General features: G+C 46.0%; 15 protein-coding genes. 5 read left to right on the top strand and 10 right to left on the bottom strand.

Annotated elements, in window-relative coordinates; genetic code table 11:
• Positions 1-149: 149 nt before the first annotated feature.
• The gene (gene nagB, locus ACFFUV_RS10805; protein WP_390192336.1) at positions 150-950 is read right to left on the bottom strand and encodes a glucosamine-6-phosphate deaminase; all 801 of its coding nucleotides are present in this window, start codon (positions 948-950) and stop codon (positions 150-152) included.
• Positions 951-1,389: 439 nt separating this feature from the next.
• Here nagB and ACFFUV_RS10800 point away from each other — a divergent pair, with 439 nt between their 5' ends.
• On the top strand, positions 1,390-2,586 hold the full coding sequence (locus ACFFUV_RS10800) for a tetratricopeptide repeat protein (protein ID WP_390192334.1): 1,197 nt from the start codon (positions 1,390-1,392) through the stop codon (positions 2,584-2,586).
• 77 nt (positions 2,587-2,663) lie between these two features.
• On the opposite strand, the gene sstT is transcribed toward ACFFUV_RS10800, so the two are convergent.
• From sstT to ACFFUV_RS10775, 5 genes are all read right to left on the bottom strand, one after another.
• Complete coding sequence (sstT, locus tag ACFFUV_RS10795) at positions 2,664-3,875, bottom strand: serine/threonine transporter SstT (protein ID WP_390192331.1); 1,212 nt, start codon at positions 3,873-3,875, stop codon at positions 2,664-2,666.
• A gap of 305 nt (positions 3,876-4,180) precedes the next feature.
• Positions 4,181-4,678: a copper chaperone PCu(A)C gene (locus ACFFUV_RS10790; protein WP_390192328.1), complete on the bottom strand. Its 498-nt coding sequence runs from the start codon at positions 4,676-4,678 to the stop codon at positions 4,181-4,183.
• A gap of 40 nt (positions 4,679-4,718) precedes the next feature.
• The gene (locus tag ACFFUV_RS10785; protein WP_390192326.1) at positions 4,719-5,333 is read right to left on the bottom strand and encodes an SCO family protein; all 615 of its coding nucleotides are present in this window, start codon (positions 5,331-5,333) and stop codon (positions 4,719-4,721) included.
• Complete coding sequence (locus tag ACFFUV_RS10780; RefSeq protein ID WP_390192324.1) at positions 5,330-5,758, bottom strand: protein kinase family protein; 429 nt, start codon at positions 5,756-5,758, stop codon at positions 5,330-5,332. The genes ACFFUV_RS10785 and ACFFUV_RS10780 overlap by 4 nt, the downstream gene beginning before the upstream one ends.
• A gap of 150 nt (positions 5,759-5,908) precedes the next feature.
• Positions 5,909-6,541 (bottom strand): DUF2057 family protein, encoded by a 633-nt coding sequence (locus ACFFUV_RS10775; RefSeq protein ID WP_390192322.1) that lies wholly within the window; start codon positions 6,539-6,541, stop codon positions 5,909-5,911.
• Positions 6,542-7,030: 489 nt separating this feature from the next.
• Here ACFFUV_RS10775 and ACFFUV_RS10770 point away from each other — a divergent pair, with 489 nt between their 5' ends.
• The 4 genes from ACFFUV_RS10770 (at position 7,031) to ACFFUV_RS10755 (ending at position 11,784) form a co-directional block, all read left to right on the top strand.
• Positions 7,031-9,568 carry a glycosyl hydrolase family 18 protein gene (locus ACFFUV_RS10770; protein WP_390192319.1) on the top strand — a complete coding sequence of 846 codons (2,538 nt, stop codon included), beginning with the start codon at positions 7,031-7,033 and terminating at the stop codon, positions 9,566-9,568.
• Between the two features lie 148 nt (positions 9,569-9,716).
• Complete coding sequence (locus ACFFUV_RS10765) at positions 9,717-10,085, top strand: GntR family transcriptional regulator (protein ID WP_390192317.1); 369 nt, start codon at positions 9,717-9,719, stop codon at positions 10,083-10,085.
• Positions 10,085-10,957, top strand: a complete 873-nt coding sequence (locus ACFFUV_RS10760; RefSeq protein ID WP_390192315.1) for an ABC transporter ATP-binding protein — start codon at positions 10,085-10,087, stop codon at positions 10,955-10,957. Before ACFFUV_RS10765 ends, ACFFUV_RS10760 begins: the two co-directional genes overlap by 1 nt.
• A complete protein-coding gene (locus ACFFUV_RS10755) occupies positions 10,954-11,784 on the top strand; it encodes a hypothetical protein (protein ID WP_390192313.1) in 831 nt (276 codons plus the stop codon). Before ACFFUV_RS10760 ends, ACFFUV_RS10755 begins: the two co-directional genes overlap by 4 nt.
• Positions 11,785-11,829: 45 nt before the next feature.
• Here the strand turns inward: ACFFUV_RS10755 and ACFFUV_RS10750 are convergent, their stop codons facing one another.
• From ACFFUV_RS10750 to ACFFUV_RS10735, 4 genes are all read right to left on the bottom strand, one after another.
• A complete protein-coding gene (locus ACFFUV_RS10750) occupies positions 11,830-14,274 on the bottom strand; it encodes a molybdopterin guanine dinucleotide-containing S/N-oxide reductase (RefSeq protein ID WP_390193268.1) in 2,445 nt (814 codons plus the stop codon).
• 17 nt (positions 14,275-14,291) lie between these two features.
• A complete protein-coding gene (locus ACFFUV_RS10745; protein ID WP_390192311.1) occupies positions 14,292-15,386 on the bottom strand; it encodes a NapC/NirT family cytochrome c in 1,095 nt (364 codons plus the stop codon).
• A 283-nt stretch (positions 15,387-15,669) separates the two neighbouring features.
• The gene (locus ACFFUV_RS10740; protein ID WP_390192309.1) at positions 15,670-17,781 is read right to left on the bottom strand and encodes a type I secretion system permease/ATPase; all 2,112 of its coding nucleotides are present in this window, start codon (positions 17,779-17,781) and stop codon (positions 15,670-15,672) included.
• Between the two features lie 20 nt (positions 17,782-17,801).
• Positions 17,802-19,712, bottom strand: a complete 1,911-nt coding sequence (locus ACFFUV_RS10735) for a bifunctional diguanylate cyclase/phosphodiesterase (protein ID WP_390192307.1) — start codon at positions 19,710-19,712, stop codon at positions 17,802-17,804.
• Between the last annotated feature and the right edge of the window lie 7 nt (positions 19,713-19,719).

The raw sequence follows: 19,719 nt of genomic DNA, 5'->3' as shown, positions 1-19,719 counted from the left end.
TAGCCTAGTTGAGGTTGACGAGAATAAGCTCATCCTTAAATGGTGAATCAGGGGCGTAGTCGAGAAAAATGTGACTTTAATCGAGACAAAAATAAAGGTCGCGTTGTAAACGCGACCTTTAAAGAAGCAACAAGTCCTAGATAAGACCGTTAGAAGCCAACGATATTTTGCGCTTCGAGTTCAGAGAAATATTTGACCGTTTTGACTTTCAGCTCTTGCGTGGCGGGCTCGTCACACACCATGACTGACTTGGGATGTAATTGTAGGGCGGTAACGGTCCATAAATGATTAACACTCCCTTCCACAGCAGCTTGCAGGGCTTGGGCTTTATTGTGACCCGTCACCAGAATGAGCACTTCTTCCGCGTCAAGCAAAGTCCCCACACCGATGGTCAATGCGTATTTGGGCACCTGAGAAATATCGCCATCAAAGAATCGAGAGTTTGCAATACGAGTGTCGTGAGTCAGTGTTTTGATACGAGTGCGCGAAGCGAGTGAGGAACCAGGTTCGTTAAACGCGATGTGTCCGTCATTACCGACGCCGCCCATAAACAAGTTAATTTTGCCATAAGACTTCATTTTTGCTTCGTAATTACGGCACTCTTCATCGTGGTCATCCGTATTGCCATTGAGCAAGTTAACGTTTTGCTCTTGGATATCTACGTGATTAAAGAAGTTATTAAACATGAATGAACGGTAAGACTCAGGGTGATCAGCAGGCAAACCGACATATTCATCCATGTTAAAGGTGACAACATGTTTGAAGCTAACTTCACCAGCATTATATAGTTCAATCAACGCTTTATAGGTCGTTAGCGGAGTGCCACCTGTTGGTAGCCCGAGAACAAATGGACGTTCGGCAGTAGGATTGAATTCGTTGATACGACGCGCGATATATGCCGCGGACCACTTACCTACTTGCTCGGCATTATTTAACGGGATAAGTCTCATGTTTTGCCTCTAATTCTTTATCGTGTTCAAATAGTGTTGTTATTTTTCATTATAAAATAAGTTAATCAGCACAGCCATTGTTTTTGGTCAAATTTTCTGGTTTTCGTTCAATTGAGATAATCTCATCGCAATTTACGCTTTCATGAAACCAGAATAAGCGATTATTTCACGTGGATTGCTGTGTAATTTTACTTCTAAAATTAAGGCCTTGTCGCAGCGATCATGTTAACCAACTAAACTTTAGATTTGGATAGCCGCCTTCTAGTACGATATGTCTAACAGTTCGCACTGAATGCCTAGATTTATTAATAAGGTAGAAGCGCAACACACAAAGTGCTTACTTGCGCTTTGAACTAACGCTTTTTATTAATCAATTAGGGCTCAAATTATTGGCTAAACGGCCGATAAACAATCTATTGAAGAGATGCAAGTATAACGAATGGATATTATTGGAATGGCGATAGGTGCAGCAGGGTTAACATTGCTTTCAATGTTTGCCTGGATGCTTGTGCTTTCGTTACGTAAAAAACGCCTAGAAGAAGAGCGTAAAGAGCGTGAAATAGCTTACCGAAAAGCGATAGAAAAACACCGCAAAAAAGAGCATGAAGAGCGTTTAGTCAAAGCGGAAAATGGCCATGTTCCAACGATTCTATTTCTGGCTAAAGAAGCCGAACGCACCAATATTCGTGAAGCCCTTCATTGGTATGGAAAAGCCGCAGCACTTGATAATGTGACTGGCATGTACGGTATCGTGCGTATTAGCGCCAAAATGAGTGATGACATGGTGCTGAAAGAGCAAGCAAAATATTGGAAAACCTGCATTGCTGCCATGGAAGGTAATCTTGAAAAGAAATATCAAATGGGCCAAGCGCTCTATTCTGGACGTGGGGTTGCCCAAGATGTTGTAAAAGCCCTTGAGGTGATCACAGAAGCGGCAGAACGTGGGCACGTTGAATCGATGTTATTCTTGGGTGATTGGTTTCGCTCGCAAGAAAACTCGGCCCCAGACCCTAAATTATCACTTCAATGGTATAAACGGGCTGCAGCGATGAAGAGTAACCCCGGGCGCATGAAATATGGCCTCAATTTTCTACAAGGGGTGGGCGCTGCGGTGGACTTCAAACGCGGTATCTATTGGCTTGAACGTGCCGCAGAAAAAGGCCACACCGAAGCCATGTATCAAGCTGGCGAAGCATGGATTGACCAAGGGCCGCATGGTAATGCGCTAGCGTATATCTGGTTATTTATGGCGGCGCAACTTGGGCATGTTAAATCACGTCGCAGCCGTGACCAAGTCGCGTTAACCATTGGCGTAGATACAGTAGTCGGACTTCAGGCACTTTCCAAACCTATGCTCAGAAAGTTGCGGGAAAATAAGGTGAACAAACATGCTTTGATTCGAGCATTAAACCGTTTATACAAACGCGATATTCCTCTTTATGAAAGCTCGCCGTTAACAGAGCAAGATGAGTTGATGCAGGGCGGTGAACAGGTCGTCGCCGATGCCCAGCAAGTTGAGGATATACTGGAAGAGACCAATCAAGAATCGACGAATTCAAACCAAGAACAAGAGCAAGAAGATAAATCTAAACTCGATTTTTCTAATACTTCAATGGATAAACCAAACCCCAGCTAACTTGGTGTCTCAGGCGGGGTTTCGCCAATAAAAAAGGCTCGTTAAACAACGAGCCTTTTTTATTTTTACATTAAGAATTAGCTTTTTTGTACTGACTTACATACCGCAGCGGTAAATACCACGTCGGTAGAGCTGTTAAGTGCAGTTTCTGCTGAATCCTGAATCACACCAATAATAAAGCCGACCGCGACCACTTGCATCGCGACTTCGTTATTAATGCCAAATAACCCACAGGCAAGAGGGATCAACAGCAGTGAGCCGCCTGCAACGCCAGAGGCACCACACGCTGAGACTGCAGCAATAATGCTCAGCAAAATCGCAGTCAGAATATCAATCTCAACACCGAGCGTATGTACGGCCGCGAGCGTCAAGACGGTGATGGTAATTGCTGCACCAGCCATGTTAATCGTTGCGCCCAGTGGAATCGACACAGAATATGTATCTTCATCCAGATCAAGCTTTTCACACAGATTCATGTTGACAGGAATGTTGGCAGCACTTGAACGCGTGAAGAAAGCCGTGACACCACTTTCACGCAGACATTGGAACACCAATGGGTATGGGTTAGTGCCTAGCTTGATGTAAACGATCAGTGGGTTGACCACAAGCGCAATGATCAGCATCGCTCCAAGCAGTACCGCCAATAGATGGGCGTAACCCGCTAGAGCAGAGAAACCTGTCGTTGCCAAGGTGGAGGCAACAAGGCCAAAAATACCAAATGGCGCAAGACGGATGATGAAGCGAACAATTTGTGATACGCCATGGCTAAGGTCTTCAAAAACAGATTTGGTGGTCGCGGATGCATGATGAAGTGCTAAACCCAAACCGATAGCCCAAGCCAAAATACCGATGTAGTTAGCATTCATTAACGCACTTACTGGGTTATCGACGAGCTTAAACAGCAATGTATTAAGCACCTCTGCAATACCTTGTGGCGGTGTTGTGCCCTGTGCTCCAGCAACCAAAGTCAACTCGGTTGGGAACAAAAAGCTCAGTACCACGGCCGTGAGCGCGGCACTGAAGGTGCCAATCAAGTACAGAACAATGATTGGGCGCATATTAGTATGCTGGTTTTTCTTCTGATTCGCGATAGAAGCAGCCACTAAAATGAAGACCAAAATAGGAGCGACCGCTTTTAAAGCGCCAACAAATAGGCTACCAAGTAACCCGGCGTTTTGTGCAGATTCTGGAGATAACGTCGCCAGTATGACCCCGAGAAGGATACCAGCGAGTATTTGCAAAACGAGGTTACCTCGTGCAAATCGGGCAAAAATATTGTTGCGTTGCATTAGAATTATTCCTGAAGTGAATAGTTTCTCGATTTCTTGTTATCAAAGCCTTTTATGACTAAGGCTGCTAATACTATCGTGCTGAAATAATGTGTCTAGATGTAGGTATAAATTAGTGGGAAAAATTATTTAATATGAGGCATCTTGATTCATTTCACTGTCAAGTTGTTACTTTATGACCATTAATATTACTCACTGATTTGGTGGGATATTTTATTATTAAGCGCGCTTAAAGTGACAAAAGCCGCCAATCATGACATTGGCGGCTTTATTGCTATTGGTTGGTGCAGTGACGTCGCGGGTGACTAGTGCTGCATATCCATTTTGCCATGATCCATTTCTTTACCATGATCCATGTTGTGGTTCATGCTCATGCCTGCCATTACTTTTTTGACGGGCGCTTGGAACTGGTACTTTTCACCGTTAGCGAACGTTAGGGTCACATTGAGGGTTTGGCCTTCTTTAAGAGGATGCTTTAAATCAAACATCATAATGTGATGTCCGCCGGGTTTGAGTGGTAACTTACCATTGGCGGGAATTACAAAGGTGTCCACATGGCGCATTTTCATCATTTCGCCATCCATGATCACATCATGCAGTTCTGATTTTCCTGCAGCATCAACACTCACCGAAACGATATTTCGGGCGCGATCTCCACTATTGTGAATGTTACCAAACACCGCGCTCGTCACTGCTGTTGGGGGCGTCGCGCGCGCGTAGGTATCTTGAGTGGTAATTTCTGCGTTGGCAAATGCCAACGGCGCGGCAACAAGGCTGCTAAGTAGAAAAGCTTTAAGCTTCATCGAATTATCCTTTATAAATAATGTGTTGAGCGAATTGGGATTATTCAGTGATGGTTTTAATGGCGTCAATAATCGGTGCAGGTGTTAGCGTATGCGGCACTTTGGTGATCATCGAACCATCGGGTTTTAGAAAATAGAAATAGGAGCTGTGATCCAGAGTGTATTCAAGTTCAGAGTCTTTTAGCTCTGTTTTTCGAAAAATAACCCCATATTTATGAGCTAGGGGAGTGGTCACATCAAGCGGTGCCGATAATCCTTCGATCTGCTTATGGAAGTACTGCGCATACTCATAAGAGGCTTGGGCATTATCACGTTCGGGATCAAGAGAAATAAACACTGGGCGGATTTTGGCAATGGTATCGGCATCAAGCTGATTGAGCGCACCCGCTAACATGGCGAGTGACGTCGGGCAGACATCCGGACAACGAGTAAAACCAAAATAAACAATGCGAACTCGGGTGTCATTCGGGTCGAACAAGTCGACTGGCTGGTTGTCTTTACCATATAAAACAACGTTACCGTCATCTTGCGCTTGCTTATCCGAGGTCTTCGTTTCTTGTGCTGATTTATTGTCTGGCTGCGTCTCGAGATAGTTGTAAACTCCAAACCCCAAAGCAAATGCAACGACTAATATCAACGACCAATTTTTACTCATCTTTTCATCCTAATCGCGGTCTTAACAGAGCTTGAACCATCACTGAGCTCCCCAACCCAAGTCATTTCGTCACTGGTGCACACCGGCAAAATCACTTCACCTTGGAATTGGTCACCAGAGGTTCGGTTCAAGATAAACTTTACTTTTCCCATCTCCATTTCACGGCCTTCAAGTGTCAATAATAGTTGCTTGGCAGCGGTGTCGACCCAAGTGACAGAAAGTTGAGATGGAATTAAGGGGTGTACCGTATCTGAATTTGCTTTGATGGTCACGTTTTGTTGTACGCACGTTTGGCTTGATACCACGCAGTAATCATTCAGAGCCTTAAGGTCGGTGGGTTGAACAGGGGCGTTGAACCATTTTGCGGCGATAAAACCGGCGCTAAGCGCAAGTAACACTGAACCAAATTTTATGAGGTTTGACATGGGGTTAGTATCAAATGAGCGTAAAGTTAGATGTTATCACACTCAGGTTGTAAATCTGATAATTTGTGGTTGAAATGAGCGCCCATTCAAATTGTAAAAATTTGCATATAGGCGCGGGTAAATAAGGGATTATTGCTTGAAATTAGCGCATTATTGTTGGTTAACGAAGGCCTTAAATTTTGCTTTGGTTTCAGCATCCGCTCGTTGGTACCAAAAATGCAGCATTTCTTCTGCATTATTTGTGGTGTCTGCCGGAGTTTGATTCGTTGCAACTGAGGGTTGTGACTGTACTATACTCAGCGCGGCAATACCCCCTTTGGCATTATATGCTTTCGCTTCACTTGGGTAGTCTCGACCCAGCTGAACCCCTTTTTTGATTAGCTTGTCTTGGTTAACTTCAACCGCCGCGCCAGACTGGTCAACTAACTGCCATTGCAGATTATCCATGTGCTCTTGTGCTTGTTGCTGATTTTGATAATCAGGCAGTTCAAAGTTCAATTCGCTGTCGGATGACTTGAATGTCGCGATAATCGCATCACTTTCTACTACGATGCGATCATTTCCCTGGCTAAAATAAGATTTATAACGAAAGACGATTTGGTTTTCGCCATCTGGCAGGGTGACGGTGTTGGATGACGAAAAAAAACCACCCGAAATATCAGGCTTGGCTTCATTTGCGGCTAATAAATCGATGGTATCTGGAACCTGAATAGTGACAGCGGCCAAACTCGTAAAGCTCAGCGTACTTAATAACGTACCCAATACCACGTTTTTGAGTTTCATTTTCTTGTCCTAATTTGTTGACCCGAAAACAGAGTGCCGCGCTCACACGCAGTTTTCAACGTCTGTAAGTGAGAAGTCGGAAAATTTTATCATTAAGTCTTTGGTGTTCGTAACGATGATTTATTTTCTTTAAGAAAAAAGTAATGCCGATTGGTGGTTGTTATTGATGATTTAATCATCGGTATCGCATTGGGAGCATAAGGAAAATTCAATCAATCCCTAAACGGCTTTAATAGCTAATATTTTGATTTTTCGTTGATAGTGAGTCTACTTTGACAAACTCATTGTCAACTTTTTCGCTTTCTGACTCAAAGTAGCGGCAATGATGTAACTGAAACGTCGTGACGAGTTTTTTTTTCGTTTGACTCGAAAAAAGCTTTAATTTTTTGAGTCAAAAATAAAGTCTCTTAAATACTGGAGTGGATGGTCTTCAATATATCGAGTTGAGGAACAGGACAATTAACCACAAAAGGAATGAGAGATAACGATATGAATCGTATAACTTTATGCGCCGCAAGCGTCACGTTGGCACTCTGTGGCAGTGCGCTGGCTGCTCCAGCTGTGCCAGCCATTGACCTCTACGAATCAAACAATCTTCAGTTTTCGAAAATTGAGCTGGAGATGGAAGCCACGAGTGGCTACAAAAGTATGGTTACGTACCATGACCAAGCCGACATCACACTCAAATTTAATCAGTGGAGCGGTGAACCCGGTGATACTTACCATATTTATTTCGATGGTCAACAGGTCGCAACGGGACCAATTACTGGAACCACGACCACGGCGAGCTTTAGTTATGCCAATGGCGGGAAGTACCAAGTCATTGTTGAAGCCTGTGATGAAACTGGCTGTTCCCAGAGTGCGCCGAGCGAGTTGGTGATTGCCGATACCGATGGTTCACACCTTGATCCCTTAGCGATGAACATCGATACAAATAATAAAACCTACGCGACAGACCCAAATACGGTCGTTGGGGCTTACTTTGTTGAATGGGGCATTTATGGGCGTGATTATACGGTAGATAATATTCCCGCAGATAACTTAACGCATATTCTGTATGGATTTATCCCTATCTGTGGGCCTAACGAGTCAGTAAAATCGGTTGGCGGCAACAGTTATACTGCGCTGCAAACCGCTTGTCAGGGTGTTGATGATTACGAAGTCGTTGTCCATGATCCTTGGGCGGCTTTTCAGAAAAGTTTTCCGCAGGCTGGCCATGAGTACTCTACGCCGATCAAAGGGAACTATGCGATGTTAATGGCATTGAAACAGCGCAATCCAGAGTTAAAAATTATTCCATCCATTGGTGGCTGGACTCTGTCTGATCCTTTCTTTGATTTTACCACGAAAGCCAACCGTGACACCTTCGTTGCATCAGTAAAGGAATTTTTAACCACGTGGAAGTTTTATGATGGTGTGGATATTGATTGGGAATTTCCTGGTGGCGGTGGCGCTGCGCCGGATTTAGGGGATCCTGTGAACGATGGTCCTGCGTACGTTGCTCTGATGAGTGAGCTACGCGCAATGCTGGACGGGCTGCAAGCGCAAACTGGGCGTGAGTATGAGCTTACATCCGCGATTGGAGTAGGTTACGACAAGCTGGAAGATGTTGACTACGCTCAAGCCGCGCAATATATGGATTATATCTTTGCCATGACGTATGACTTCTACGGTGGTTGGAATAACGTATTGGGTCATCAAACTGCGCTATATTGCGGCTCGTTTATGTTGCCAGGGCAGTGTGATGGTTCGGGTGTTGATGCACAAGGTGAACCGTTCAAAGGGCCAGCTTACACAACAGATAATGCGATTCAAATCTTACTTGGACAAGGGGTTCCAGCAAGCAAGTTAGTGGTTGGTGCAGCCATGTATGGTCGAGGTTGGCAAGGTGTGATGCCAACTTCTCTCACCGATCCTACCGATCCAATGACAGGCGTAGGCAACGGAAAACTAACCGGAACCACCGAGCAAGGTGTTTGGGAAGACGGTGTTATTGATTATAAGGGCATCAAAGCCAATATGCTTGGGAGTAATAATAGCGGTATCAACGGTTTTGAATATGGTTACGATGAACTTGCGCAAGCGCCGTGGGTGTGGAACCAAAGCTCCGGTGAGTTGATTACGTTTGATGATGAACGATCAATCAAAGCAAAAGGGGCTTATGTTCGTTCATTGGGGCTTGGCGGTTTGTTTGCATGGGAAATCGATGCCGATAACGGTGACATTCTTAACGCGATGCATGAAGGATTGAATAGTACGCCGCCAGCAAATTATCCACCAATCGCCAAGGCTGGTGACGATCAAACTGTGACAGCCCCCGTCGAGGTTACGCTTGACGGCAGTCAGTCCAATGACCGTGATGGTGAGATTGTTAGCTATCGATGGACACAGATTTCCGGACCTTCCGTAACTCTGAGTTCAGAGAGCAGTGTGCTTACCAGTTTTAGCGTTTCGGAACTTGAACAAACACAAGTGTATGAGTTTGAGTTAACGGTGACCGATGACGATGGTAGCGTGGCTACTGACAGCGTGCTGATTCGTGTTAAACCACAAGGCAGTGAGCCTCAAAATACGCCACCTGTCGCCAGTGTGAGTGCTCCAGCATCTGTTTCCTCGGGTGATGTGGTCGTCGTCGATGCCTCGCAGTCAATGGATGGTGATGCGTTAACCTACGTTTGGTCGATCCCGACAGGCGTCGATGCGACACAAAGCGGCGCGACATTAAGCTTTATCGCCGGTGATTACTCTCAAGAGACTGAACTGATGTTCAGCGTTACCGTTGATGATGGTGAACTTTCAGACAGTGCAACCACGATCGTCACTGTGATCGCGAGCGGTTCATCCACTGAATTGTGCGACAATTTATGGGATACCACCCTCGCATACCCAACGCCAGGCACCCAAGTGACTTGGGATGGGGGTATCTGGCAAAACAAGTGGTATGCCAACCCGGGTGAGAACCCAAGTGAGTCGGGTCCATGGGGCGCATGGGAGCGTATTGGTGATGCGCAATGTGCCACTGAATAATCTTAATCGATAAATAATGCCGTTAAACCTCGCGCTTGCCGCGGGGTTTTTTATTTTCTAAGTATCCGTTCTTTACGTTGAGTACTTGAAGTCGTTTTAGAGTTATGGTGTTATAGTTATATATAACACCATAATTTAAAGAGGCATCGTGAGCGATTGGAATGAGGATCTGCCGATCTTTCGGCAATTAGCCCTACGTGTGAGCGATCAAATTGCCCAAGGTGTCTGGGCAGATGGCGACGCGTTACCTTCGGTAAGAGCCGTCTCTGCCGATTTAAAAATTAACCATCTAACCGTACTAAAAGGTTATCAGCTGTTAGTGGATGATGGGTTAGTTGAAAAAAGGCGTGGGCAAGGTATGTTCGTTGCACCCGGCGCCCAAGCCAAATTAAAGGCTAAGCAAAAACAGCAATTTATTTCTGAACAAATACCCAAGATTCGTCGTACTCTGCGTCAGTTGGATATGCCTTTGGAAGAATTTATCTCGCGTCTTAAGCAAAATATTGAAGGTGAATAATGATGCCCGTGGTTCGTGTTCAACATCTGTCAAAAAACTATAGCGGGCGCCAGTCTGGACAAGGCGAAGCGCTTAACGATATCAGCTTTCAGCTCGAGTCTGGTCAAGTGTTGGGATTGCTTGGGCACAATGGTGCAGGCAAATCAACATTGATAAAAAGCTTGTTGGGGGCTCAGCGTTATCAGGGAGAGATCGAAATTAATGGTTATGAGCCACTGTCACAGCGGGCTCAGCTCATGAAAGGCGTCGCCTGTATTTCTGATGTCAGCGTATTACCGGATTGGATGAGAGTTGAGCAGCTACTGGAGTACATTGCTGGGGTCCATCCGAAATTTGACTCGTTACAAGCACAGCAGTTTCTTGCCAAAACGGACATCACACTCGCGAGTAAAGTTGGCCGGTTATCCAAGGGTATGAAAGTTCAGCTGCATCTCGCAGTGGTGATTGCTACTGATGTGAATGTACTTATTTTGGACGAACCGACGCTTGGATTAGATTTGGTCTACCGGGACACGTTTTACCGCCATTTGTTGCAATGGCTCGAAGAAGGTGAACGCACTTTGATTGTTGCCAGTCATGAGGTGCAAGAGATTGAGCATTTATTGACCGATGTGTTGATCCTAAAGCAAGGAAATGCCGTTTGGCAAAGTGCGGTAGATGATATTCAGCACTCGCTGTTCGTACTTGACGCAAGTGATGAGCATAAAGCGGAACTGCTAGCTTGCCAGCCTTTATATGTCGAGCAAGGGTTAGGGAGCAGTAAGTGGCTACTAAAGCGAAGTTATCTAGAACAAGTTTCATCGCTTGGACGTGTACTTCCTGCGGGGTTGACGGAGTTATTCTTAGCGCTGCAAAAGGGGGCGGTATCGTGAATCAATATGTTGCGATGTTAAAAAAAGAGTGGATTGAATATCGTTACTTAGTTCGTATTCCACTGTGGAGTGGGTTGTGTGCGCTAGCGCTGCTAGTGGCATTATTTATGAACACGGCATTGCAGGAAAATTTGCTGTTTGAGATGCGTTTTGGTGACGGGTTTACTCGAGATGGGCTGAGCCTTGGCAATGGGTTAAGCACTCTGACAACTGGCGCTGCTGCGCTGTTATCACTGCTAATCAGTACCATGTATTTTCCGAAAACATTACGTAAACCTCGCCAAGAGGGCAGTTTGATGTTCTGGCGAAGTATGCCCGTCAGTGACGCGCAAAATCATTTAGTTAAGTTAATTTTTGGCTTGGTCGTCATTCCCGCAGTGTGTGCGTGTCTTGTGCTTGGTGCGGATATTCTATTATGGCTAATGAATATGGTTTCAGGTCAACAGTTGACTTTGGCTCTTCCACAAGCGTCGTTAAGTTTTAGTCTTATCCATTGGCTCGGGTTTTTAGCTCGCATGCTCTGGGCGGGTGTGCTTATGGTACCACTGGTCTTTGTCGCACTTGCATTATCACAGCGCGTCAATTCGCCCATACTCATCATGTTTGTTGCCGTCTATGCCTTGAAGTGGGGGGCGATTGGTGTGTTCAATTACTATGGAGTGAGTGAATTTTTCTCTGCAGTGTTTGCGATTCCAATGCACATTATGTTTAGCGATAATCCGTTATCCGTGCTGTCCGAACTCTCTTGGCTCGCATGGGCTCTCTATATATTAGTCGGTATCATTGCCGCTAGCGTAAGCCTGCAGTTGAGTAAAACGGTGGAATAAACGCAGGCGATGGATAACCATCGCCTTTGTCTTTTATGAGTATGCTCAACCATTCTCCGGCGGATCAAACGCGGTCAGTGGCAAGGGCTCACCTGAATACTTTTCTATTTTCACCAGCGCAGAGTTGGCTGCGCAGCCATTGGCAAGGCGTGATGTGGGAATGTCCAACGTCAGAACATTCGCTGCGCCGTTTTTACACAGGCCACTTTGTTTATCGAGATCTGGCCATCCGCCTTCATGGATACATACCGATCCCACTTTTATGCGGTTTGTGACGACGGCTCCGACCAAAACCTGCCCACGTTGATTGTAGGCGCGCACTAAATCTCCGTCTGCAATATTGCGCACTTTTGCATCATCTGGGTGAATCCAGATGGGTTCACGGTTCGCAACAGCATATTGCTCGCGCAGTGATGCGTAGTTGAACTGGCTATGGAGACGGTCTGCTGCGTGCGCAGTCATTAATTGAAGTTCATCCGCTTGTGCGTTCCCGGTGTACTCGTCAGGTTTGAGCCATGTCGGATGGGCGGGACAGTCCTCGAGTTGGTAACCTGCAATGGTTTTGGAAGTGATTTCTATTTTTCCACTCGGGGTACCCAATGGGTTGACGACAGGGTCGTCTCGAAAATCTGCATAGCGCACAAACTGTGCACTTTTAGGATTTTCGTTCATCTCAATCAGCTGATTATTGCGCCAAAAGGTGTCGAAGTTGGGCATAGGAACGCGCGCGGCGCGGCCACTTTTTTGCGCTGCGGTGTAAAACTCATATAGCCACTCCATCTCTGTTTTTCCCTCGGTGTAAACCTCATGCCCACCAGGTTTAATTAACTCGGCCATGTCGGCAAAAACATCAAAGTCACTTTTAGCTTCACCTTGAGGTTCAACGACTTGCTTCATCGGAACCAGATGTTGATTGCTGTAGTCACCCGTCATGGTTAAATCGTTACGTTCGAAGGAGGTGGTGATTGGCAAAACAATATCTGCGTGTTTGGCCGCGGCTGTCCAGTAAGGCTCGGAGATAACGACCAACTGAGGCTTTTGCCATGCAGCAATCAAACGATTGGTATCTTGATGGTGGGTAAAGTTAGCGCCGCCAGCCCACCAGATCATTTTAATATCGGGAAACGTAAGACGATGCCCATTATGTGAGTACTCTTTCCCCGGATTCTCTAACGCCTCAACAATGCGTGCGACCGGAAAACTTTGTACGGCGCCAGATACCGCCCAGTCGTTGCCCGCGGATGAGCCCCCACCCAGAGAAGCCGATATCGCGGGTAGAACACCAGCGTCTCGCGCTGGATTGCCACCGTTAGAGTAATGATAGGAAAGGCCAAAGCCGCCACCTGGTAAGCCAATTTGTCCCAGCATTGCGGCCAGTGTCACCAGCATCCAGTGGCGTTGCTCGCCATATTGCTGTCTTTGCATACCCCAACCAGACATTAACATGGTGCGGTTTTCAGAGAAAATCTCGGCCAGTAATCGCAACTGTTTGATGGGAAGGCCACAAATATTGGAGGCCCACTGAGCATTTTTCTCTATACCATCTTCTTCGCCCATGAGGTAGGCTTCAAACTCATCAAATCCTTGGGTATATTTTTCTAAGAAGGGTTTATTGTGCTTGTTACTCTTGATCAAAATATGGGCAATGCCCATCATCATTGCGACGTCCGTCATTGGATGAGGAGCGACCCAAGTCGCGTTATCACCAAAAAACTCGGCGGTTTCGGAACGAATCGGGTCGATGATAATGACGGTTTTACCAGACTGTTTAAGTTGATGAAAAAACTCGAGACCAGCGCAATCGGATGACGTCCACGCGATTTTTAGTGTATTGACAGGGTTAAGTCCCCATAGGACTACGACGTCGCTGCTTTCTAAAATCACGGGGTAGGTAGTTTGTTGTTCGTAGACTTCGATTGAGCCCACCACATGCGGCATAATGACTTGTGCTGCGCCAGTTGAATAATCGCCCAAATGGCCTGAATAGCCACCGGCCATGCTCATATAGCGTTGAAGCAAGGTTTGTGCTTTGTGCAAAATACCACTTGAGCGCCAGCCGTAAGAGCCGGCAAACACTGCCGATGGGCCATACTCTTTGCGAATGCGCATATGTTGCTGGTGGATCAATTGGTAAGCTTGATCCCACGATACGCGAACAAATTCATCATCGCCTCGGCGTCCTTGAGGATCTTGTGGATTAGCAAGAAAACCTTTGCGAACCATTGGGTACTTGACTCGAGCCTTGGTATACACTTGGTCTGGCCCGGTCAGCTGTAAACTGTTGGGCATGGTTTGCGCCAGCGCATTTTTGCTGGCGACCAACTTACCATCTTTTACTTCACACAGTAGTGGTCCCATTCGTCCAGCGGTTAGTATGCCATTGCCTTGCTCTTCAGCCCCATGGGCTAAGGGGATAAATGTGTGAAAAGTGAGTGCTCCTGCCGTATAGCCTGTGGTTTTTAAAAACCGGCGACGTGAAATATCAGTCATCGTCATTCTATAACTCCTTAGTGACTAACCACATCTTTGGCGTGGTGCTGGAAGAACTTGGTTAAGATTTCGAGATTGGCATCAGAGATGTCCGTGCGAGCACCCATGCTTTTCGCCACTGGGCCCCATGCGTTGACGGTGAAGTGTTCAGCCGGAATTTTTGCATGGCAAGTGGCACAATAGACGTTATCCAATTCTTGGGCATAATCCCAAACCGGGTCTAGATTATCGACCACGGGTTGGTTTATTACAGTATTTAAGCGAACTGCTCGCCATTCATTGCCATAGCGGTCGGCTTCAAACTCACCCCCTTGCAGGGCTTGTTGCCCTTGTTCATTAAGCGTTGCGACAATCGCTCTCTGGCCACGTCCCATATACAATACTTGCTCTGCTCCTTTCATTTGGTAAGCGTTCAAAGTGACTTGTCGTTGATCACCATCAGTTGCTGTGACGTCGAGCGCAGTGGTGGGATTGACCGTCCCGAGTTCACCAAGAGCAGTAGCTGTGATTGGATAAACGGTTTTGGCCGTACTCGATGTGCGTTTTGTTAATGCAACGAGGTTATCGTAGGCTTTACTGTCGAGTTCAGCTTCTGGAGCGAAATGAGCAACCCCTTTATGACAATCAATACACGTTTGATTGTTTTCCTTGCCGTAGGCATGCATTTTGGCGGCATCTCGCGATTGAGCATAAGTTTCCATCGCATCAAAGTCATGGCACGAGCGACAGGTAGCTGAGTCATTGTCGCGCATTTGGTGCCAAACCATTTCCGCTAACTCTTTTCGGTGTGCTTCATACTTTTCTGGTGTATCGATTTTTTTCGAAATGAACTCGTGATAGATGTCCTTTGAAGCGCGAATTTTGGTGATCAAATAATCCATGGGTTGTTCGGGGATATGGCAATCGGAACATTCAGCACGAATGCCTTTCGCGTTACTAAAGTGAACCGAGCCTTGGTACTCTTTGAAGGGTTGTTCCATGGTGTGACAAGAAATACAAAAATCGGTGTCCGATGTGTAGTGCATGACGGCTGCCGTTCCGCCAAGGACTAACCATCCGATGACACCGCCGATGAGAGCGATTAAAGCGATATAACGTTTTTTCATTGGCATTGCTCAAGATATTGTTATTGGACGTTGTCCGGTAATAATCACAACTTTAGAGCGGTTTGATGATGAATGGTGAGAAAAGGCTTGGTTTTTATAGGGTTTTTCAATTTTAAGACGTATAAGGCTCGCACGCTGTAGATCAAGGTGAAGGTTATTGCTTGAACGCTATACAATAATTTTGGCATCTGCTAGCTCGGATCGCGGTTGAGACGAAAAAGGTGAGGGCAGTTTATCGTGCCACAAAGGTCTATTCCTCGTGCATAACAAGGGAGAGGAGAGGTCCCGGTCAACGTTTTTTGAGCGTGCCTTTTTTTAAATCACTTAACACATGAGCTTTAGGGCCATCGGCGACGATCATGCCTTTTTCCATCACAATGATACGTTCAACCAGATCAAGCATCGACGGTTTATGAGTAATCAAAATGAGCGTTTCTGTTTTTCCCAGCGTGGCTAATTGCTGCTTGATATGCTGTTCGGAGCGGTTATCCATCGCACTGGTTGGTTCATCCATCAATAACACTGGAGGACGACCAAGTAATGCTCTCGCGATTGAAACCGCTTGGCGTTGACCACCCGAGATTAACACACCACCTTCGCCAACTTGACGCTCAAGCCCGGCGGGATCGTTTTGCGTAAACACACTGACGCCTGAGCGATTGGCTGCATCGAGAATATCGCGATCATCGGCGAGGGGGCGCCCTAAGGTGATGTTGTCACGAATAGAACCATAAAACAGTTGGCTCTCTTGAGGAACACACCCTATATTGCGACGTATATCAATATGATGCAGCTGTTCGATATCGGTATTATCGATTCGAACATGCCCTTCGGTGGGCTTATATAGCCCCATGATTAGGCGCTCTAACGTGGTTTTTCCAGAGCCAATGCGACCAATAATCGCGACTTTTTCACCTGGTCGTATCGTGACACTTAAGTTGCGAATGGCCGCCATCGAGGAGTTTGGATAGTGAAACGTCACGTTATCCAGTTCAATTTTGCCATGGATAATTGGCCTATGGAGATAACGCTTGCCAGGTTGCTGTTCATCGGGCATCTCCATGACTTGATGGATGATCGATAACGATGATTTGGCTTGATTGTAGCGCGTGGAAATCATGGACAGCTGTACCATCGGAGCGATAGCGCGAACGCTCAGCATAGTGGCAGCGATGAGCCCCCCCATGGTTAATTGACCATCGGCAATGAGATACACCCCGAAGATGATAATACCGACATTACAAGATTGCTGAACAAACCCCGCGGTATTTTGGATTCCATCGGTGATTCTTCGACTCTTTATACTCCAGTTAGCCATATGGGCAACGGCCTCTTCCCAGCGAAATTGGAATTGGCTTTGCGCACCAAACAGTTTAACTGTTTCCAACCCCGACAGGCTTTCGATTAAATTCGCGTATTTTTGCGAAGCGAGTCTAGAGCCTTCTTCGATAGCACGGCGTAACGGTTTTTGAATCAACAGTGAATAGAGGAGAAGAATCACTACTCCGGTGACAGGAACATAAACCAGATCGCCAGCCATGAGCCAGATGATCAGTAAGAACATGATGGTAAAAGGCAAATCGATGAGCGCTGCGATGGTCGCTGAGGCAAAGAATTCTCGTATGGCTTCGAACTCTTGTAAGTGACGGGCAAACGCACCCACGGATGGTGGTTTTGATTCCATACGGATGCCCATTACTTTGGCGTAAATTTTTGAAGAGATTAAAATGTCTGACTTTTTGCCTGCCACATCAATAAAATAACTGCGTAGCAGTTTGAGCAATAAATCAAACAAGAAAACCACGACAACGCCACTGGCTAGCACCCAAAGTGTATCAAACGCCAAGTTTGGAATGACTTTATCGTACACCAAACGAGTGAACATCGGCGCCGCGATGGCAAATAGATTGATTAAAATAGATGCAATTAGCACATCTCGATAAATGCGCTTACTTTTCCAGATGGTACCCCAAAACCAATGACTATGGTCGTCTTTAAGGATTTCGGGCGAGCGTTCATCATAGCGAAATTGCTTTTTTACTAGAAAGTAACGACCTACGTATTGGTTATTTAAGTCACTCAGCGACAAGGTAACGGGAACCATGCCTGAGTCGAGATTGACGACTTCAACTTCTTGTTTTTCGATATCCAGCTTATTGAGAACACAGGCATCGCCATCACGAAGCAGTAGCACGACAGGAAGTACGAGTGGTGAAATATGCGTTAGGGATGCTCGGTTCTCACGAGCGACTAATCCAGCACGCTCTGCTGAGCGAGGAAACAGAAAGGGCGTTAACTTTCCTTCACTGAGGGGCAATCCATTAATCAACGCTTCAGGCGAGTTCGCTAGTCCATAGTAGCGACTGACATAAATTAATGAATTGAGTAACGCATCCTGCATTATTTAACCCCTCTGTGTGTTTAATTGTTCACAATAAAACCTTGAAATACTTCAATAAAATGTTGAGATAAGAAGTTTAATTGGGTTTGAGTTTCTACCCTTGAAGCAATGGTTACAATGCCGAGATCATGTGCGGTTCTTGAGATCGAGGTTAAGGTGAATTTCTGCTTTTCATCATCTAAATGGTGCGTGAATAGGTAGTCGAGTTTGACATAAGCGGGTCTAAATTCGTTGATGTAATCTAACGACTGGAAGTGACGGCCATAATTATCGACACCAAAATCCGCACCCGCTTCTCTTACCGCACTGCAGAAAAGAGCGGTATGATGCGGAGTATGGATAAACGCACTTTCTGGAATCTCGAAATGCAGCTGAGAAATCACGTCTTTGTGCTTGCTCAGTTCATTGCCAATCCAGCGAATAAAGCTGGGTTGGGCGATACTGGCGGCGGATATGTTGATCGCGATTCGTGTCGTGATTTGCTGCTCTTCAAGCCGATTTAACAGCGTACGAATGACATATTGGTCGAATAGGTGGCTTGCATTGAGTTCTTCGAGTGCAAACAAATATTGATTGGCACGATAAGTTTGTCCATGGCTTTTAATCGTTGAAAATACTTCACTGTGATAGCTTTGGCCTTCGGCGTTGTTCGCTGACTGGAGACGAAACTCAATCCAGTCATTAGAAATGGCTTCTTCCACCAAGTGTTTCCACTGACTTTTACCCATCACGTGTTGTGAGGTATGGGCAGCAATAAAGCCAAATTCCAGTTCAGGCTCTGCTTTGGCGATCGCTAATGCGTTGTCAAGCATGCTCAATACGTCCGTGGTTGTCTGTCTATCTTGGGTATAGACCACGCCGAGGGCGATATTTTCCGCGCTAAAACCAAGGGGATCTGCGTTTAAATTATGCACATAAGCCATAATGCTGTTTGCCATCTGCTTAAGCTGCTCTTCGGTCATATTGGGGAAAATAAACGAAAACTCGTTGGATGACATTCGTGCGATAACCACGTCTGATGCTGTAATTGATACTTGTAACTGCGCGGCGACTTCTTGCACCATCCCATCGCCTGCTTCATAGCCTTTCTCGTCATACAAATCTTTAATGAAAGAGGCTTCTAAGATCGCTATCCCGCCACTGCCGCCATCGCCGAGCCAAGCGTTGAGCTGGTTCATATAGTAGGCGCGGTTACCGAGTTTAGAGACTGGATCAATGTACGCACGCTCACGCAACATTTGCGCTTCTTTGGCTTGCGCTTTAAACGATTTTTCAACTTGAGCTGACATTCGATTAATGCCATCAACCACATAGATTAAATCTTGGGTTTGAGGACGAGGTAGGGGCTGACCAAATTGATTTTTTGCCACTTGCTCCATTTTGGTCACGATCAATTGCAAAGGACGCAATGCGCGTTTAAGAATAAAGGCAATTGCGGCGATACCGATGATAAAAATGACGCTAAAGGCGAAACTCAGACGAACAAATGCTTTCCACAACTGGGAGTAAGCACTGCCGGGATGACTGACAATTTCCACTTCAGCCAGTTGCATCCAACCGCTAGTGACGACTCGACGATCGTGAATTTTGCTAAATAGATTAAGATTCGAGAACCATTTGGGGACGCTGCTAGGATGAATAGGATAACTACGAACGATTTCTTCACCACTGTCTAAAAATACCAGCCTTACTACCGAGTAACTGCTACCGTCAAACAGGGCATTAATCACTGATTCAACGGCGACCTGATCTTTATTTTCCAGATACGGAGCAAGCGCAAGCCCCACGGTGTTGATCGTGTTACTGACTTCAGAGCGTTGCTGCTGCTCCAGATTGATTCGTGTCGTATTGAACTCGATGACGAAGACTGATGCCATCAGCATCAGAAACACCGCGATCATTCCTGCGACCAACTGTTTATATAGTGTCATACTGCCT

Source organism: Vibrio olivae (assembly GCF_042428525.1).
GTDB lineage: Bacteria > Pseudomonadota > Gammaproteobacteria > Enterobacterales > Vibrionaceae > Vibrio > Vibrio olivae.
The sequence above is the reverse complement of the archived record's forward strand: the minus strand, read 5'-3'. Positions and strand labels throughout refer to the sequence as shown.

Excerpts from the sequence above, each read along its gene's own strand:
- nagB (WP_390192336.1), bottom strand. The coding sequence starts at position 950 with ATGAGACTTATCCCGTTAAATAATGCCGAGCAAGTAGGTAAGTGGTCC.
- ACFFUV_RS10800 (WP_390192334.1), top strand. The coding sequence starts at position 1,390 with ATGGATATTATTGGAATGGCGATAGGTGCAGCAGGGTTAACATTGCTT.
- sstT (WP_390192331.1), bottom strand. The coding sequence starts at position 3,875 with ATGCAACGCAACAATATTTTTGCCCGATTTGCACGAGGTAACCTCGTT.
- ACFFUV_RS10790 (WP_390192328.1), bottom strand. The coding sequence starts at position 4,678 with ATGAAGCTTAAAGCTTTTCTACTTAGCAGCCTTGTTGCCGCGCCGTTG.
- ACFFUV_RS10785 (WP_390192326.1), bottom strand. The coding sequence starts at position 5,333 with ATGAGTAAAAATTGGTCGTTGATATTAGTCGTTGCATTTGCTTTGGGG.
- ACFFUV_RS10780 (WP_390192324.1), bottom strand. The coding sequence starts at position 5,758 with ATGTCAAACCTCATAAAATTTGGTTCAGTGTTACTTGCGCTTAGCGCC.
- ACFFUV_RS10775 (WP_390192322.1), bottom strand. The coding sequence starts at position 6,541 with ATGAAACTCAAAAACGTGGTATTGGGTACGTTATTAAGTACGCTGAGC.
- ACFFUV_RS10770 (WP_390192319.1), top strand. The coding sequence starts at position 7,031 with ATGAATCGTATAACTTTATGCGCCGCAAGCGTCACGTTGGCACTCTGT.
- ACFFUV_RS10760 (WP_390192315.1), top strand. The coding sequence starts at position 10,085 with ATGATGCCCGTGGTTCGTGTTCAACATCTGTCAAAAAACTATAGCGGG.
- ACFFUV_RS10750 (WP_390193268.1), bottom strand. The coding sequence starts at position 14,274 with ATGACTGATATTTCACGTCGCCGGTTTTTAAAAACCACAGGCTATACG.
- ACFFUV_RS10745 (WP_390192311.1), bottom strand. The coding sequence starts at position 15,386 with ATGCCAATGAAAAAACGTTATATCGCTTTAATCGCTCTCATCGGCGGT.
- ACFFUV_RS10740 (WP_390192309.1), bottom strand. The coding sequence starts at position 17,781 with ATGCAGGATGCGTTACTCAATTCATTAATTTATGTCAGTCGCTACTAT.
- ACFFUV_RS10735 (WP_390192307.1), bottom strand. The coding sequence starts at position 19,712 with ATGACACTATATAAACAGTTGGTCGCAGGAATGATCGCGGTGTTTCTG.